Annotated in this window: 12 protein-coding genes; 7 read left to right on the top strand and 5 right to left on the bottom strand. The window is 64.8% G+C overall.

Features of this window, described 5'->3' with window-relative positions:
* Positions 1-15 precede the first annotated feature (15 nt).
* Both QCL51_RS08965 and preA read left to right on the top strand, forming a co-directional pair.
* Positions 16-1,383 carry an NAD(P)-dependent oxidoreductase gene (locus QCL51_RS08965; RefSeq protein WP_103444681.1) on the top strand — a complete coding sequence of 456 codons (1,368 nt, stop codon included), beginning with the start codon at positions 16-18 and terminating at the stop codon, positions 1,381-1,383.
* A complete protein-coding gene (gene preA / locus QCL51_RS08960) occupies positions 1,384-2,658 on the top strand; it encodes an NAD-dependent dihydropyrimidine dehydrogenase subunit PreA (protein ID WP_021782131.1) in 1,275 nt (424 codons plus the stop codon).
* Between the two features lie 133 nt (positions 2,659-2,791).
* Here preA and QCL51_RS08955 read toward each other — a convergent pair whose 3' ends face one another.
* From QCL51_RS08955 to gnd, 5 genes are all read right to left on the bottom strand, one after another.
* Positions 2,792-3,412 (bottom strand): TetR/AcrR family transcriptional regulator, encoded by a 621-nt coding sequence (locus QCL51_RS08955; RefSeq protein WP_028697673.1) that lies wholly within the window; start codon positions 3,410-3,412, stop codon positions 2,792-2,794.
* A complete protein-coding gene (locus QCL51_RS08950; RefSeq protein WP_021782130.1) occupies positions 3,412-3,768 on the bottom strand; it encodes a VOC family protein in 357 nt (118 codons plus the stop codon). The genes QCL51_RS08955 and QCL51_RS08950 overlap by 1 nt, the downstream gene beginning before the upstream one ends.
* Positions 3,769-3,835: 67 nt before the next feature.
* Complete coding sequence (locus QCL51_RS08945) at positions 3,836-5,632, bottom strand: glycoside hydrolase family 15 protein (protein WP_053870469.1); 1,797 nt, start codon at positions 5,630-5,632, stop codon at positions 3,836-3,838.
* A gap of 65 nt (positions 5,633-5,697) precedes the next feature.
* Positions 5,698-7,203, bottom strand: a complete 1,506-nt coding sequence (gene zwf / locus QCL51_RS08940; protein WP_021782128.1) for a glucose-6-phosphate dehydrogenase — start codon at positions 7,201-7,203, stop codon at positions 5,698-5,700.
* The gene (gnd, locus tag QCL51_RS08935; protein WP_021782127.1) at positions 7,200-8,183 is read right to left on the bottom strand and encodes a phosphogluconate dehydrogenase (NAD(+)-dependent, decarboxylating); all 984 of its coding nucleotides are present in this window, start codon (positions 8,181-8,183) and stop codon (positions 7,200-7,202) included. Before gnd ends, zwf begins: the two co-directional genes overlap by 4 nt.
* A gap of 203 nt (positions 8,184-8,386) precedes the next feature.
* Here gnd and QCL51_RS08930 point away from each other — a divergent pair, with 203 nt between their 5' ends.
* The 5 genes from QCL51_RS08930 to QCL51_RS08910 all read left to right on the top strand — a co-directional run bounded on the left by QCL51_RS08930 (position 8,387) and on the right by QCL51_RS08910 (position 17,357).
* A complete protein-coding gene (locus QCL51_RS08930; RefSeq protein WP_014755950.1) occupies positions 8,387-8,554 on the top strand; it encodes a DUF6026 family protein in 168 nt (55 codons plus the stop codon).
* A gap of 649 nt (positions 8,555-9,203) precedes the next feature.
* Positions 9,204-10,763 (top strand): glycogen synthase GlgA, encoded by a 1,560-nt coding sequence (glgA, locus tag QCL51_RS08925; protein ID WP_338444753.1) that lies wholly within the window; start codon positions 9,204-9,206, stop codon positions 10,761-10,763.
* A gap of 14 nt (positions 10,764-10,777) precedes the next feature.
* Complete coding sequence (gene treZ, locus QCL51_RS08920; protein ID WP_338444752.1) at positions 10,778-12,520, top strand: malto-oligosyltrehalose trehalohydrolase; 1,743 nt, start codon at positions 10,778-10,780, stop codon at positions 12,518-12,520.
* Positions 12,517-14,586 (top strand): 4-alpha-glucanotransferase, encoded by a 2,070-nt coding sequence (malQ, locus tag QCL51_RS08915; RefSeq protein ID WP_021782123.1) that lies wholly within the window; start codon positions 12,517-12,519, stop codon positions 14,584-14,586. Before treZ ends, malQ begins: the two co-directional genes overlap by 4 nt.
* A complete protein-coding gene (locus QCL51_RS08910) occupies positions 14,583-17,357 on the top strand; it encodes a malto-oligosyltrehalose synthase (RefSeq protein WP_338444751.1) in 2,775 nt (924 codons plus the stop codon). The genes malQ and QCL51_RS08910 overlap by 4 nt, the downstream gene beginning before the upstream one ends.
* Positions 17,358-17,369: the final 12 nt, after the last annotated feature.

The raw sequence follows: 17,369 nt of genomic DNA, 5'->3' as shown, positions 1-17,369 counted from the left end.
AGAGAGGCTACAACCGTGATCGACGCCCTGAACCATTTGCCGCGCCCCCGGGCCGGCGCCGACCAGTTGGCCGAGCGCTTCAGCGACCTGGCCCCACCCCTCACCGCGCGTCAGGCCGCCCTGGAAAGTGCACGCTGCCTGTACTGCTACGACGCCCCCTGCGTCAACGCTTGCCCCAGCGAAATTGACATCCCCTCGTTCATACACCGCATCAGTGACGAAAACCTGCAAGGCGCCGCCGAGCGCATTCTTTCGGCCAACATTCTGGGCGGTAGTTGCGCCCGCGTGTGCCCCACCGAAATCCTCTGCCAGCAAGCCTGCGTGCGCAACAACGCCCAGGAATGCGCGCCGGTGCTGATCGGCCAGCTGCAGCGTTACGCCCTGGACAACGCCCAGTTCAGCGCACACCCGTTCAAGCGCTCGGCAGCCACCGGCAAGCGAATCGCCGTGGTGGGCGCCGGCCCGGCAGGGCTGTCCTGCGCCCACCGCCTGGCCATGCACGGGCATGACGTGGTGGTGTTCGAGGCCTGCGACAAAGCCGGCGGCCTCAACGAGTACGGCATCGCCCGCTACAAGCTGGTAGACGACTATGCCCAGCGTGAAGTGGATTTCTTGTTGGGCATTGGCGGTATCGAAGTCCGCCATGGCCAGCGCCTGGGTGGCAACCTCAGCCTGGGCGAACTGCGCGATCAGTACGACGCGGTGTTCCTGGGCCTCGGCCTGAATGCCGTGCGCCAGCTAGGGCTGCCCGACGAGGAAGCCCCCGGTGTGGTCGCCGCCACCGAATACATCCGCGAGCTACGCCAGGCCGATGACCTGAGCCAGCTACCGTTGGCCGACCGCTGCCTGGTGATCGGTGCTGGCAACACGGCCATCGACATGGCCGTGCAGATGAGCCGTCTGGGTGCCCGCGACGTCAACCTGGTTTACCGCCGTGGCCACGACGACATGGGCGCTACCGGCCACGAGCAGGACATTGCCAAAGCCAACCAGGTGCGCCTGCACACTTGGGCCCGCCCTGATGCCGTGCTGCTGGATGACGCCGGTAAGGTCCGCGGCATGCGTTTTGCCCGCACCGAACTGGCGGAAGGCCGCCTGCGCGATACCGGCGAAACCTTTGAGCTGGCTGCGGACGCGATCTTCAAGGCCATTGGCCAGCGCTTCGACGACGCCAGCCTCCATGACCCGGTGGCTGCGCAACTGGCCCGCGAGGGTGAGCGCATCCGCGTTGACGAAAACCTGCAGACCAGCCTGCCGGGCGTGTACGCAGGCGGCGACTGCACCGCGCTGGGCCAGGACCTTACCGTGCAGGCCGTACAACACGGCAAGCTGGCCGCCGAAGCCATCCATGCCCAACTCATGCTCAACGTGGAGGCAGCGTAAATGGCCGACTTGTCTATCGTATTTGCCGGCATCAAGGCACCCAACCCCTTCTGGCTGGCCTCCGCACCGCCAACCGACAAGGCCTACAACGTGGTCCGCGCCTTCGAGGCCGGCTGGGGCGGCGTGGTCTGGAAGACCCTGGGCGAAGACCCTGCAGCGGTCAACGTGTCGTCGCGCTACTCGGCGCACTATGGCCCCAACCGTCAGGTACAGGGGATCAACAATATCGAGTTGATCACCGACCGCTCACTGGACATCAACCTGCGTGAAATCACCCAGGTGAAGAAGGACTGGCCCGACCGCGCATTGATCGTGTCGCTGATGGTGCCGTGCATAGAGGAATCGTGGAAGTTCATCCTGCCGCTGGTGGAAGCCACCGGGGCCGATGGCATCGAGCTGAACTTCGGTTGCCCGCACGGTATGCCGGAACGCGGCATGGGGGCGGCCGTCGGCCAGGTGCCGGAATATGTGGAAATGGTCACCCGCTGGTGCAAGACGTACTGCGCGCTGCCGGTGATCGTGAAGCTTACGCCGAACATCACCGATATCCGCCAGTCGGCCCGCGCCGCGCACCGGGGCGGGGCCGATGCCGTGTCGTTGATCAACACCATCAACTCGATCACCAGCGTCGACCTGGACCGCATGGTGGCCCACCCGATTGTCGGAGACCAGAGCACCCATGGCGGTTACTGCGGTTCGGCAGTGAAGCCGATTGCCTTGAACATGGTGGCGGAAATCGCCCGCGACCCGGAAACGCGTGGCTTGCCGATTTGTGGCATTGGCGGCATCGGCAACTGGCGTGACGCAGCCGAGTTCATGGCCCTGGGCAGTGGTGCCGTGCAGGTGTGCACGGCGGCGATGCTGCATGGCTTCCGTATCGTCGAGGACATGCAGGACGGCCTGGCGCGCTGGATGGATCAGCATGGGCACCGCAACATCGAGGCGTTCCGCGGGCAGGCGGTGGGGCATACCACCGACTGGAAATACCTGGACATCAACTACAAGTCGGTGGCGCACATTGACCAGGAGGCGTGCATCGGCTGCGGGCGCTGCCACATTGCGTGTGAGGACACCTCGCACCAGGCGATTGCCAGCACGCTGAAGGCTGACGGCACGCATGCCTACAGTGTGATCGAGGAGGAATGCGTAGGCTGCAACCTGTGCCAGATCACCTGCCCGGTGGAAGACTGCATCGAAATGGAGGCACAGGATACCGGCAAGCCGTACCTGAACTGGACGCAGGATCCGCGTAACCCCTACCGTGAGGCCAGTTGAAGCAATAGGGGCTGCCATGCAGCCCTTCGCGGGCTTGCCCGCTCCCACAGGACTGCGCCGTTTCTGAGGACAGCGCAGAACCTGTGGGAGCGGGCAAGCCCTTGAAGGCCGCGCAGCGGCCTCCATCGCCGGTTCACGGCTCCAGCCCGATCCCCCGCAAGATCACGCTGGTCACCGTTTGCACGGCACTCTCGAACGCCATGTCCGACAGCATCTCGCCGCCGTTCAGCAACTGCACCTGGTAACCGAAGTCGGCGTAATGCTGGGTCGAGGCCCAGATCATGTACAGCAGCGCCGACGGCTCCACCGGCAAGATGCGCCCCTCTTCCACCCAGCAGCGGATCTTGGCTTCTTTCATCTTCGCCCAGGGCACCAAGCTTTCGTCGAGGTTAACCCCCAGCACCGGCGCCCCATGCAGCATCTCTTCGGCCCAGATTTTCGAGCCCAGCGGCCGCGAGCGCGAATGGCCCATCTTCGCCCGGATGTAGCTGGTCAGCACCACACGCGGGTCGTCGAAGTTCTCGAAGCACAGGGCGTCCTGCTTCCACACATCCAGCAGGTCCTGCAGCACTGCGCGGAACAGCTCATCCTTGGTGCTGAAGTAATAATGCAGGTTGGAGCGTGGCAGCTCAGCCTGCTCGGCGATATCCCCCATGGAGGTGGCGCCATAGCCCTTTTCAGCAAACACCTTCTCCGCCGCTTGCAGGATTTTTTCGATATTGCGTCGGCGGATTTCGATCTTGTGATTGGCCATCAGGCTTGGGCCGTCCACACCGCCAGCTCATAACCGTCCGGGTCAATGAAATGAAAGCGCCGCCCGCCGGGAAAGGCAAAGGTCGCCCGGCTGATTTTCGCCCCGGCGGCTTCGATCCGCTGCTGCGTGGCCGCCAGGTCGTCGGTGTACAAGATAACCAGGGGCCCACCCGGACGCACCGGCTCACCCGTGGTGAAGCCACCCGTCAACCGGCCATCACTGAACTCGGTATAGGTAGGCCCGTAGTCGGTGAACGCCCAACCAAACACGCTGCCATAGAAGGCCTTGCTCCGTGAAATGTCGCTGACATTGAACTCGATGTTGTCGATCTGCCGGTCAGTACCGCGAATGCCCATGTGTGCTCCGTGCCGAAGGGTGTTTGGCCTAGTCTACTCCGGTCAAGGCAGTCGCCCCACTCATTCGCTACCCACAACGCGCCCGGTCGCGCGCCGGGCACTGTGCGCGGTGCAGATTGAGCGCGGTGTTGATGATGCCTATGTGGCTGAAGGCCTGGGGGAAGTTGCCGAGCATGCGGCGGCCGGCCGGGTCGTACTGTTCGGCCAGCAGGCCGAGGTCGTTGCACAGGCTGGTCAGGTGTTGGTACAGCGCTTCGGCTTTGGCCTGGCGCCCCAGCAATACATAAACGTCAGCCAGCCAGAACGAACACACCAGGAAAGTGCCCTCCCCCGGCGTCAAGCCGTCGCTGCAACTGTCACTGTCATAGCGCAGCAACAGGCCGTTCTTCATCAGGCGCTGTTCGATCTGCTCCAGAGTACGCATGAAGCGTGGGTCATCTGCCGGCAGGAAGCCGGTCAGAGCGATCTGCAACAGGCTGGCGTCCATTTCGGTCGAACCATAGGCCTGGACAAAGAACCGGCCGCTGGCGTCCAGGCCGTGCTCGCACACGTCGCGGTGAATCTCGTCAGCCACCTGGCGATAATGCTGCCCGCGCTCGCGGCCTTCTTCCGTGGTGTCGGCCAGCCCTGCGGCGCGGTCGAAGGCGACCCAGGCCATCACCTTGGAGTGCACGAACTGCTGCCGGCCGCCACGCACTTCCCAGATGCCTTCGTCCGGCTCGCGCCAGATACCCTCGACATAAGGCAAGATCAAGCGCGAAATGGCGGCGCTGCGCGGGTGGCGGGGCAACCCGCCCTTGATCGCCTGGGTCATCGCATCGGCCAGTTCGCCATAGATGTCCAGCTGTGTCTGCGCAGAGGCCGCGTTGCCCACCCGCACCGGCTGTGAATGCTCATAACCGGCCAGCCACGGCAAGGTGAACTCCTGCAGGTCCCGCTCGCCAGCCAGGCCATACATGATCTGCATCTGCTCGGGGTTGCCGGCCACCGAGCGCAGCAGCCACTCGCGCCAGGCCTGGGCCTCGTCGAAGTAGCCAAGGTTCATGAAGGCCAGCAGGGTCATGGTCGCGTCGCGCAACCAACAGAAGCGGTAGTCCCAGTTGCGCTCGCCACCCACACGCTCGGGCAGCGAAGTGGTGACGGCAGCGACCATACCGCCGGTGGGGGCGTAGGTCATGGCCTTGAGGGTGAGAAGCGAGCGGCGCACCAGGGCGGAATATGGCCCGACCTGCGGGCAGCGGTCGGCGAAGGCCTGCCATTGCTCGCGGGTGTTGGCCAGGGCTTCGTCGATTTCACAGTCGGGCTGCATCGGCAAGTGCGAGGGCTGGTGACGCAGGCTGAAGACCTGGCGCTGGCCCGTGCTGACGCGAAAGCGGCAGCCGGTATGGTGGTCGCGGGCTTGCGGAGGCACGGTGCTGCACAGGATCAGCCGATCAGGGCCGGCGACGGCGCTGAGGGTCAGTGGGTCGAGTCGTTCCACCCAGGGCACGCTGCGGCCGTAGTCGAAGCGCATGACCAGGTCCATTTCGAAATGGGTTTCGCCAGACAAGCCTTCGACAATGCGCACCACCGAGTTGACCTCGCCCAAGGGCATGAAGTCGAGCACCCGGGCACGACCGCTTGCGGTCACCCAGGTGGTTTCCAAAACCAGGGTGTCGCCCAGGTATTGGCGGCTGCTGTGCACTACCGGGTCGCAAGGGGCCAGGCGCCAGCGGCCGTTTTCTTCGTTGCCCAGCAGGGCCGCGAACACGGCGGGGGCGTCGAAGCGTGGCAGGCACAGCCAGTCCAGCGAGCCATCGCGGCTGACCAGCGCCGCACTGCGGCAGTTGCCCAGCAGGGCATAGTCTTCGATGTGGGCAGGCATTGGGTCTCCTTTGTGTGGTTGCCTGTGCTGGCCCGCGACAGGGCCGGCACAGGCTTGCAAACCTCTCACCCCAAACGGTGCCACTCCCGCTTGTCGCGGGACAGCAATTCATTGCCGGCCTCAGGTCCGTCCTCGCCAGCCGAATACTCATGCACCTCGCCGCCCTGGGCCCAGGCATCGAGAAACGGCTGCACCGCCCGCCAGCCGTTCTCGATGTTGTCTGCCCGCTGGAACAGGGTCTGGTCACCGGTCAGGCAGTCATAGATCAGCGTCTCGTAGCCAGTGGCCGGGGTCATCTTGAAGAAGTCCTTGTAGGCAAAGCCCAACTCGACATTCTCCATCACCAGTTCCGGCCCGGGCCGTTTGGCTTGCAGGTCGAACCACATGCCTTCATTGGGCTGGATCTGGATTTTCAGGTAGTTGGGTTTGGGCCGTTCCAGCTCCGACTCGCGAAACTGCGCATACGGTGCGGGCTTGAAGCAGATGGCAATCTCGGTATCACGCACGCTCATGCGCTTGCCGGTGCGCAGGTAGAACGGCACGCCGGCCCAGCGCCAGTTATCAATCATCACCTTCAGCGCCACGTAAGTCTCGGTCTGGCTGTCCGGCGCGACGTTGGGCTCCTGGCGGTAGCCTGGCAACGACTTGCGCCCCTGCTTGCCGGCGCTGTACTGGCCTCGCACGGAGTTTTTCAGGGCCATTTTTGCCGACCATGGGCGGATAGCGCCGACCACCTTGGCCTTTTCACCGCGCACCGCATCGGCGCCGAACGCGGCCGGCGGCTCCATGGCCACCATCGCCAGCAACTGGAACAGGTGGTTGGGCACCATGTCGCGCAGAGCGCCGGTGCTGTCATAGAACGCACCCCGAGTCTCGACACCGACAGTTTCCGCTGCGGTGATCTGCACGTGATCGATGTAGTGATTGTTCCAGAACGATTCGAACAGGCCGTTGGAAAAGCGGCTGACCAGAATGTTCTGCACCGTTTCCTTGCCCAGGTAATGGTCGATGCGATAGATCTGCCGCTCGCCCATCACCTTCAGCAGGCAGGCGTTGAGTGCCTCGGCGCTAGCCAGGTCGGTGCCGAACGGTTTTTCAACCACCACCCGACGAAAGCCGCCGGCCGACTCGTCCAACAGGCCTGCCTGCCCCAGGCGCTGCGCCACCTCGGGGAAAAAGCGCGGCGACGTGGCCAGGTAGAAAATAGCATTGCCGTGACTGGTCTTGTCGATGCGCCTGGCCAGGGCCTGGTAGGTGGCCGGATCGAGAAAGTCTCCCGTCTGGTAATCCAGGCGCTTGGCCAGACGGGCCCATAGCTTCTCGTCCAGGCACTTGGCGCTGCCCTCGCCGCCTTTGTCACGCTCGACCATGAACGCGTGCAGGCGCGCGGCGAACGTTTCGGCGCTGGCCGGGTTATGGTCGACGCCGACGATGCGCAGGTTACGGTCCAGTAAACCGTCGCGGCTGAGGTTGTACAGCGCTGGCATCAGCAGGCGCTTGACCAGGTCGCCATTGGCGCCGAACAGGAACAGGGTACAAGGGGGGGCGGCCGCAATGGTCTGTTTAGTCATTCGCCTTTCTTCTCGATGTGGCCACCGAAGCCCAGGCGCATGGCCGAGAGGATCTTGTCACCATAGGTGCCCTGTTGCTGGCGCGAACGGAAGCGCGCGAACAGGGCGCTGGACAACACTGGCACCGGCACCGCCTGCTCGACGGCGGCGTCGATGGTCCAACGGCCTTCGCCACTGTCGGACACCGAGCCACTGAATTGCGACAGCTGCGGGTCAGCCACCAGCGCATCGGCGGTGAGGTCGAGCAGCCACGAGGTCACCACGCTGCCGCGTCGCCACACTTCGGCAATTTCGGCCACGTTCAGGTCGAAGCGCTGGTCTTCCGGCAGCTCGTTGCCGCCTTTGCTGCGCAGCAGGTCGAAGCCTTCGGCATAGGCCTGCATCAGGCCGTACTCGATGCCGTTATGCACCATTTTCACGTAGTGCCCGGCGCCGGGTGGGCCGGCGTGGATGTAGCCGTGCTCGGCACGCTGGTGCTCGCCGTTGCGGCCATGGGTACGCGGGATGTCGCCCACGCCCGGCGCCAGCGCCTTGAACAGCGGTTCCAGGCGCTCGAAAACGTCCTTTTCGCCACCGATCATCATGCAGTAGCCGCGGTCAAGGCCCCACACGCCGCCGGAAGTCCCAACGTCCAGATAATGCAGGCCGCGCTTGGCCAGCTCTGCAGCGCGGCGCATGTCGTCCTTGTAGAAGGTGTTGCCGCCGTCGATGATCGCATCGCCCGGCTCCAGCAATTCGGCCAGCTGGGCGATGGTCTGCTCGGTGGGGTCGCCAGCCGGCAGCATCACCCATACCGCGCGCGGCGCTTTCAGCTTTTGCACCAGTGCACCGAGGTCGTGCGCGCCCTGGGCGCCTTCGCCCTCCAGGCCGGTGATGGCTTCACGGTTGCGGTCGTGCACTACGGTGCGGTGGCCGGCGCGCATCAGGCGCCTTGCGATATTGCCGCCCATACGGCCCAGCCCGATGATTCCCAGTTGCATGAGCCAATGCTCCCTTTCGAAATGGATGACGACACGGTCCAGCTTTTCAGATTAGTCCAGCATGCCGCCCGAGGGTTCAGCGACGAACGGCAAGACCACGATAAACAAAAAAGTTCCCAAGCCCGGTGAAAGAATTCAGAATGCGCCCCGCGTGAAGCGTCTACGCTTTGACTTGTCACCAGCCAAAACCGCGAGGTGTGCTCATGGGTACATTGATGCCAGCAACCCCACCCCAGACCCTCTATGTCTCCGTGCGCCGTGATGAGCTGCGTAAACTGAAGGACGAACGTGACCAGCTGCGTCAGCAGGTTGCCCAACTGAACCTGCTGTTGGCGCAACAGCGCACTGACGATAAAGCTGTCAGCCTCTGATCGATTCCCATGCCGCCTGTGGGAGCTGCATAGCTCCCACCCGATCCTGAAGCCAGTCACCGTCTTTGAACCCTATCGGGCAACCGAAGCGGCCTTGTGCCCAAAAAGGGCCAGCACTGAAAGCAGAATCCTCCGCCCATACCCACCTCTTCGCAACCTAAAGCCACGCTTACGCCTGCGCACCCAAAAGGTGCATTGCGCGTAACGAGCCACAATTTGGCGCAGCTCGAAATCCCTCTGCCCCACACTCGCCCACCCCTTTTCGCAACCCGTCACAAACGCCAACGTTTGCGTCTATTGCGCACATAACAATAGTGACCAGTGGGTCACCTTTTTAGCACTTTCTCTCCTACACTCAGTTTTCGGCCCGCCATTTGCTCAATGGAAGAGTGACCCCAAAAAAGTCGAACTTTCAGGAAACCCGGCAGGTCATCAACATAAGTAGGCCAGACGCATCGGGCTATTCCCGATCCTCGGCCCACACACCCCAACCAGTCCAAGCGCCTTCGGCCGGAATGCTGATCGCGTAGTGCCTGCGCGCACGACCCTGGGGCATGGAACGCACTAAGCAGATTCAAACTAGAGAGAACCAGCACGAAACATCGCCATGGGTGCCAGCACCCGACCAAGCATAGGGACGGAGAGAAGTATGATCAGTGCCGCTGTCGAGCCTCACGTAGACGCTTTCAAACCGGATAACCGCGAGCCGCTCACCCCGGACTTCGCAACGACAGGCAAGGCACCCGGCGCCCAGCGCCAGTACAACCCGAACATGCGCAAGATTCTGTTCGTGACTTCGGAAATCGCCGACCTGGTGAAAACCGGCGGCCTGGGTGACGTGTCCGCTGCCCTGCCCCGTGCCCTGGCGCACCTGCACGATGTGCGGGTACTTATCCCCGGCTACCGCCAGGTAATGGAAAGCGACAACCCGATACATATCGTGGGTGAGCTGGGCGGCCATGCGGCCCTGCCGCCATGCAAGATCGGGCGCATGGACATGGCCGACGGCCTGGTCATCTATGTATTGATCTGCCCCGAACTGTACCAGCGCGACGGAACACCCTATGGTGCCAACAATGGCCGCGACTGGCCCGACAACCACATCCGCTTTGCCCGCCTGGGCCTGGCTGCTGCCGAAATCGCTGCTGGCGAAGGCAAGATCCACTGGACGCCGGAAGTGGTGCACGCGCATGACTGGCCCGCCGGCCTGGCCCCGGCCTACATGCACTGGCGCGGCCTGAATACGCCCACGTTGTTCACCATCCACAACCTGGCGTACCAAGGTGTGTACAGCCGCGGCTGCAGCCCGGAGCTGGCGATACCCGAACATGCCATGCAGCAGGAAGGCATGGAGTTCTACGGCAAGCTGTCGTACCTCAAGGCCGGGCTGGCCTACTCCAGCCACATCACCACAGTCAGCGCCACCTATGCCCGGGAAATCACCACCCCGGAATTCGGTTGCGGCCTGGACGGCTTCCTCGCCAGCAAGGCCCAGCAAGGCCTGCTCGGTGGCATCCCCAACGGCATCGACGAAAGCTGGGACTCAGCCACCGACAAGCACCTGCAGCACAACTTCAGCATCAACGACTGGGAGGGCAAAGCGCGTAACACCCAGGAGGTACGTGAGCTGTTCGGCCTGGAAGATTCCGAAGGCCCGTTATTCGCCGTGGTGTCGCGGCTGGTCTATCAAAAGGGCCTGGACCTGACCCTGGGCGTGGCCGACTACATCGTCGAGCAGGGCGGGCAGATTGCGATCATCGGCCGCGGCGAACCGGAAGAGGAACAGGCCATGCGCGAGCTGGCGCTGCGTCACCCGGGCCGCATCGGTGTGCGTATCGGCTTCAATGAAACCGACGCCCGGCGCATGTTCGCCGGCAGCGATTTCCTGCTGATGCCGTCGCGCTACGAGCCGTGCGGCCTCAGCCAGATGTACGCGCAACGCTTCGGCTCGCTGCCGGTGGCACGCAATACCGGCGGCCTGGCCGACACCATCGAGTGCGGCGTGACAGGCTTCCTGTTCAACGAGTCTACCGTTGAGAGCTATCGCCAGGCACTCAGCCGCGCCTTTTATGTATATGGTAAGAAGGACCTGCTGAACGCCATGCGCTGCCTGTCGATGACCCAGCCGTTCAACTGGTGCCAGGCGGTTGAACCCTACGCCCGCCTGTACGAGGACCTGGTCAAGCAGGCACAGCTGAGCCACTACTGAGCGGGGGTCAGAAGATGCACAGACATGGCGCACACTTGCTGGACGCCACGTCGGCGCGCTTCGCCCTCTGGGCGCCGGATGCGCGCAGCGTGAGCGTGGAACTGGAGCGGCAGCCGGCCATCGAACTGCTGCCGGATGATGAGGGCTGGTACAGCGGCGTGGCGCCATGCCAGGCCGGTGACCGTTACCACTACCGTATCGACGGTGAGCTGCAGGTGGCCGACCCGGCCTCGCGCTACCAACCCGACGGCGTACACGGGCCGAGCCAGGTCGTGGATGTGGCCGGTTACGCCTGGCAACACCCGTGGCAAGGCCGACCTTGGCATGAGGCCGTGATCCAGGAGGTGCATGTTGGCCTGCTCGGGGGTTACGCCGGGGTTGCCCGGCAATTGCCGCGCCTGACCGAACTGGGCATCAGCGCGATCGAATTGATGCCGCTGGGGCAGTTCCCTGGCGAACGCAACTGGGGTTACGACGGCGTACTGCCATACGCCCCACAGAACACCTACGGCAGCCCCGAGCAACTGTGCGCACTGGTCGACCAGGCCCACGGCCACGGGCTGATGGTGCTGGTCGATGTGGTGTACAACCACTTCGGGCCCGACGGCAATTACCTGCACCAGTACGCCAGCCCGTTCTTCCGTGAAGACCGGCAGACCCCCTGGGGCGCGGCCATCGACTTTCGCCGCCCGCAGGTGCGCGAGTACTTTATCCAGAATGCCCTGATGTGGCTGTGCGACTACCGCTGCGACGGCCTGCGCCTGGATGCCGTGCATGCCATCGACCAGCCCGATTTTTTGATCGAGCTGGCCCAACGGGTGCGCGCCGCCATAGAACCAGGCCGGCACGTGTGGCTGGTGCTGGAGAACGAGCACAACCAGGCGGGCCTGCTGGAACAGGGTTACGACGCCCAGTGGAACGACGACGGCCACAATGCCCTGCACGTGCTGCTGACCGGTGAAACCGAAGGTTACTATGCCGACTACCAGCATCGCCCCATCGACCAGCTGGCACGGTGCCTTGGCGAAGGTTTCGTGTTCCAGGGCCAGGCCAACCGGCATGGCAAACCACGCGGCGAACCCAGCGGGCATTTGCCGCCCAGCGCCTTCGTGTTGTTCCTGCAGAACCACGACCAGATCGGCAACCGCGCCCTGGGTGAGCGCCTGACCCGCCTGTGCCCCGCGCCAGCCTTGCGGGCAGCCACCGGCCTGTTGCTGCTGGCACCCATGATCCCGCTGCTGTTCATGGGCGACGAAGCCGGCAGTTGCCAGCCGTTCCTGTTTTTTACCGACTTCCATGACGCGCTGGCCGACGCGGTACGCGAAGGCCGTCGTGGCGAATTCGCCCACTTCACCGCGTTCGCCGACCCCAAGCAGCGTGAGCACATTCCCGACCCCAACGCCGAACAGACGTTCGCCTCTTCACGTCCGCAGAACAAGACGGTGATCGCCGGCTGGCATGGCCTTTACCAGCAACTGCTCGACCTGCGCCGCCGCCATGTCATCCCGCACTTGCCCGGCAGCCGTGCCCTCGGCGCCGAGGTGCACGCTGACAAAGCGCTGACCGCGCGCTGGCGGCTGGGCAATGGCAACACGCTGCGCATCGACCTGAACCTGGCCGACACCCCGCAGGCCATCGAACTGCCCGCGCCATCCACACGGCTGTTCGACAGCAGCGACACCCGCCACCCGGATACCCACCTGGCTGCGTACAGCTGCGTGGTCAGCCTGCTTCCCCCTGCCCAGGAGCGCCCATGAGCGAAACCGCCCTGCACCGTCTGGCAACCAGCGTCGGGCTGAGCCGCGACTGGATTGACGCCAATGCCAGGCCCCAGCGTGTCAGCGACGAAGTGCTGCGCAACATCCTCGAAGGCCTTGGCCACCCGGCCGGCGACGACGCGGCCGTTGCCGACAGCCTGCGTGCGGTGGAAACCGCCGAAGACAGCGAACACCTGCCGCCCTTGCTGACCGCCGACCTAGGCCAGCCGCTAGCGCTGTCGCGCTACTTCAGTGCCGCCAGCGTGGCCCACTGCACCCTGGAAGATCACACCTCGGTCACCCTCAGCCTCGATGACCAGGCGCGCCTGCCCGGCGAGCTGCCCATCGGCTATCACCAGGTGGAAATCGACAGCCGCCGCTTCACCGTAGCGGTGGCGCCAACACGCTGCCACAGCCTGGAAGACAAGGTGCAACAGCCGCCACCACGCTGCTGGGGCCTGGCAGTGCAGCTGTACAGCCTGCGCCGCCCCGGCGACGGTGGCTTCGGCGACTGCCTGGCGCTGGAGCAGTTAGCCCGTTCGGCCGCCGAGCGCGGCGCCGATGCCTTGGCTATCAGCCCGATTCACGCCCTGTCGGCCATCGACCAGGAACACTACAGCCCCTACTCACCTTCCAGTCGCCTGCTGCTCAACACCCTGTACACCAGCCCTGCGGCCCTGCTGGGTGAACGGGAGGTGCGCATGGCCATCGAAGCGTGCGGGCTGGAGCAACAACTCGAAGAGCTGGAGCAACGCCCTCTGGTCGACTGGCCACGCGCCGCCAGCGCCAGGCTGCGTTTGCTTGAAGCGCTTTACCAAGGTTTCAGCCAAGGCGACCACCCGCTACGCCCGGATTTTGACAGCTTCCGCGAAGCCGGCGGCCAGACGCTGGAGCACCACTGCCGCTTCGAGGTGCTGCAGGCCCAGGCGGTGGAGCACGGCCTCGGTGCCGACTGGCGCAAGTGGCCCAAAGCCTGGCACGACCCCTACCACCCGGAAGTGGAGGCTTTGGCCAACGCCTACCCGGCCAAGGTCGAGTTCCACGCCTTCTGCCAGTGGCTGACCGAGCGTGGCCTGCAACGTGCCCAGGAAGCGGCCCGCAGCAATGGCATGGCCGTAGGCCTGATCGCCGACCTGGCGGTGGGCGCTGACGGTGCCGGCAGCCAGGCCTGGAGCCGCCAGGACGAACTGCTGGCCGGCCTGAGCGTGGGTGCGCCGCCCGACATCCTCAACCACATCGGCCAGGATTGGGGCATTTGCGCCTTCTCGCCCGAGGGCCTCAAGCGAAATGGCTATCGCGCCTTCATCGAAATGCTGCGGGCCAACCTCGCCCACGCTGGCGGCCTGCGCATCGACCATGTGATGGGCCTGCGCCGGCTATGGCTGATCCCGCAAGGGGCCAAACCCAGCGAAGGCGCCTACCTCGACTACCCGCTAGACGACCTGCTGCGCCTGCTGGCGCTGGAGTCGGTGCGTCACCAGGCGATCATCCTTGGCGAAGACCTGGGCACCGTGCCCGACAGCCTGCGCGAAAAGCTGGCCGAAAAGGCCGTGCTGGGCATGCGCGTGCTGCCGTTCGAGCAAACCCAGCCGGGCCAGTTCAAGCCGATTCTCGACTGGCCGGACAATGCCCTGGCCACAACCGGCACCCACGATCTGGCGCCACTGGCCGGCTGGCTGGCAAACCGCGACATCGACTGGAGACACCGCTTGCAACTGATCGACGCCGCTACCGAGTTGCACTGGCGACACGAGCGTCAGAAAGAACGCGACGGCCTGCGCCGCATCCTGGAAGCCAACTACGGCGAACTGAAGGACAATGACGCGCTGATCGATGCGGCCATCCGCTTCGTTGGCCATACCCGTGCGCCGCTGGTGCTGGTGCCGTTGGAAGACCTGCTGGGCTGCGACGAGCAACCCAATTTGCCGGGCACCACCAACGGCCATCCCAACTGGCGGCGGCGGTTTGCCCGTCCGGTTCGCGAACTGCTCGACGACGAGGACGCCGCACGGCGCCTGGAGCTGCTGGCCCAGGCCCGCGAACAGGCGTGGGAGCGTGACCGATGAAGCCACTGACCGCGACCCTGCGCCTGCAATTTCACAGCGACTTCACCCTCGATCACGCCGTGCCGCTGGTGCCGTATTTCGCCCAATTGGGCATCAGCCACCTGTATGCCTCGCCCATACTCAAGGCCCGCGCAGGCTCGCGCCATGGCTACGACGTGGTCGATCCTACCTGCGTCAACCCGGAACTGGGTGGCGAGGCCGCGCTGGAGCGCCTGGTCGCCGCCCTGCGCCAGCATGGCATGGGGCTGATCCTCGACACGGTGTCCAACCACATGGCCGTGGGCGGTGCCGACAACCCGTGGTGGCAAAGCCTGCTGGCCTGGGGGCGGCGCAGCCCGTATGCAGAGTTCTTCGACATTCAGTGGCACTCCAGCGACCCACTGCTGGCCGGGCAACTGCTGTTGCCGTTCCTCGGCAGCGACTACGGCGTGGCGCTCAAAAATGGCGAGATACCGCTGCAGTTCGACAAACAGCAGGGACTGCTGCAAGTGGCCCATTACGCGCATCGTTTCCCGATCTGCCCGGTCGATTACGGTTGGATTCTCGCGCTCAGCCCGGAGCCTGTGCTGAAGGTTCTGGCCGAACGCTTCACGGCATTGGGCGACTCGGCCACCCCGCTGGCCGATAGCCTGCCGCTACAAGCCGAACTGGCACGTCTGGTGCGCGATGGCGCCGACCTCGAATCGGCCCTTGTGGCCTTCGACAGCCGCAGCGAGGCCGGCTTCAAGCGCCTGCACCTGTTGCTGGAGCGCCAGACCTACCGCCTGGCCAGCTGGCGCACCGCCGCCGACGACATCAACTGGCGGCGCTTCTTCGACATCAACGAGCTGGGCGGCCTGCGGGTGGAGCGCGCCGTGGTGTTCGAAGCCACCCATGCCAAGCTGTTCGAGCTCATCGAACGCGGCCTGGTGGACGGCCTGCGCATCGACCATATCGACGGCCTTGCCGACCCGCGTGGCTACTGCCGCAAACTGCGCCGGCGGGTTGATAGCCTGCTGGCGCGGCGGCCGCTGAATGCAGGGCTGGAGCACTTCCCCCTGTACGTGGAAAAGATCCTGGGTGCCGACGAGCACCTGCACCGCGACTGGCTTACCGACGGCACCACCGGCTACGAGTTCATGAACCAGGTGTCGCTGCTGCAGCATGATCCGGCCGGCGAAGCGCCGCTGAGCGAACTGTGGAGCAACGTCAGCGAGCGCCCGGCGTTCACCGAAGAAGTGCGCCAGGCCCGTCACCTGGTGCTCAACGCCAGCCTGGCCGGTGACTGCGAATCGGTGGCCCAGGCACTGTTGCAGGTGGCGCGCAACGACCTGATGACCCGTGACCTGACCCTGGGCGCGATTCGTCGGGCCTTGCAGGCATTGGTGGCGCATTACCCGGTTTACCGCACCTACTTCAATGCCTGCGGGCGCCCGGCGCAGGACGAAACATTCTTCCAGCAGGCCCTGACCAACGCCCGGCAAGACCTTGCCGAAGCTGACTGGCCGCTACTGGACCAACTTGAACGGTGGCTGGGTGGGCAAGCCTGGCGGCATCTGCCACCGGGGCGCGCCCGCAAGCAACTGCGCCACGCCTGCGTGCGCTTCCAGCAACTGACTGCGCCCAGCGCCGCCAAAGCCGTGGAAGACACCGCCTTCTACCGCAGCGCCCGGCTGCTGTCGCGTAACGACGTGGGTTTCGAGGCCGAGCGCTTCAGCGCACCCCCCATGCATTTCCACAACGAGGCCCAGCGGCGCCTGCGCGATTTCCCCGACAACCTGCTGACCACCGCCACCCACGACCACAAGCGCGGCGAAGACACGCGTGCACGCCTGGCCGTACTCAGCGAGCGCGGCACGTGGCTGGCCAGCCGGGTGGAGCACTGGCGTGAGCTGGCCGCCCCCCTGCGCGCGCAGCTGGACGACGGGCTGGCACCCAGCCCCGGCGACGAGTTGATGCTGCTACAAACCCTGCTCGGCAGTTGGCCCTTGGACCTCGACTTGAACGACGACAATGCCCTGCGTCAATACGCCGAGCGTGTTCGCCAGTGGCAGCAGAAGGCCCTGCGCGAGGCCAAGCTACGCAGTAGCTGGAGCGCGCCGAACGAGGCCTACGAAGGCGCCTGCGCTCATTACCTCGACGGCCTGCTGCTGGACAGCGAGAACCAGCAACTGCGCAAGTCGCTGGCCGACGCGGCGCAGCTGCTGGCCTGCCCCGGCGCTCTCAATGGCTTGGTCCAGGCCCTGTTGCGCATGACCACACCCGGTGTGCCCGACCTGTACCAGGGTAACGAATACTGGGACTTCAGCCTGGTCGACCCGGACAACCGCCGCGCCGTGGACTACGCTTCGAGGCGTCGCACGCTGGACGACGCCACGCCGGTCGCCGAGCTGTTGGCCCACTGGCGCGACGGCCGCGTCAAACAGGCCTTGATCGCGCGGGTGCTGGACTGCCGCCAGGCCCACGCCGAGCTGTTCCGCCGTGGTGCCTACCTGCCACTGACCGTACAGGGCCGGCACGCTGACAGGGTCATAGCCTTTGCTCGCCTGGGGGAAGGCGAGCACGCCATCGTCGTCGCTCCGCGCCTGGCCAGCAGCCTGCTCGGAGGTGCCACTACACCGTTGATCCCGGCAAAGAACTGGGACGACACCCGGCTGGTACTGCCGTTTGCCTTGTCACCTGCCAACTCGACGGGACTTTTCTCCTGTGCGGCGGTCAGCTCTTCAAAGGAGTTGCTGTTGAGCGCCGTGCTGGCGGAGTTTCCGGTCAACGTGTTGATACAACAATCTTGAGCATCAGGAGCG

Origin of the sequence: Pseudomonas sp. LTR0 (assembly GCF_036630035.1) — a bacterium.
Lineage (GTDB): Bacteria > Pseudomonadota > Gammaproteobacteria > Pseudomonadales > Pseudomonadaceae > Aquipseudomonas > Aquipseudomonas putida_Y.
The sequence above is the reverse complement of the archived record's forward strand: the minus strand, read 5'-3'. Positions and strand labels throughout refer to the sequence as shown.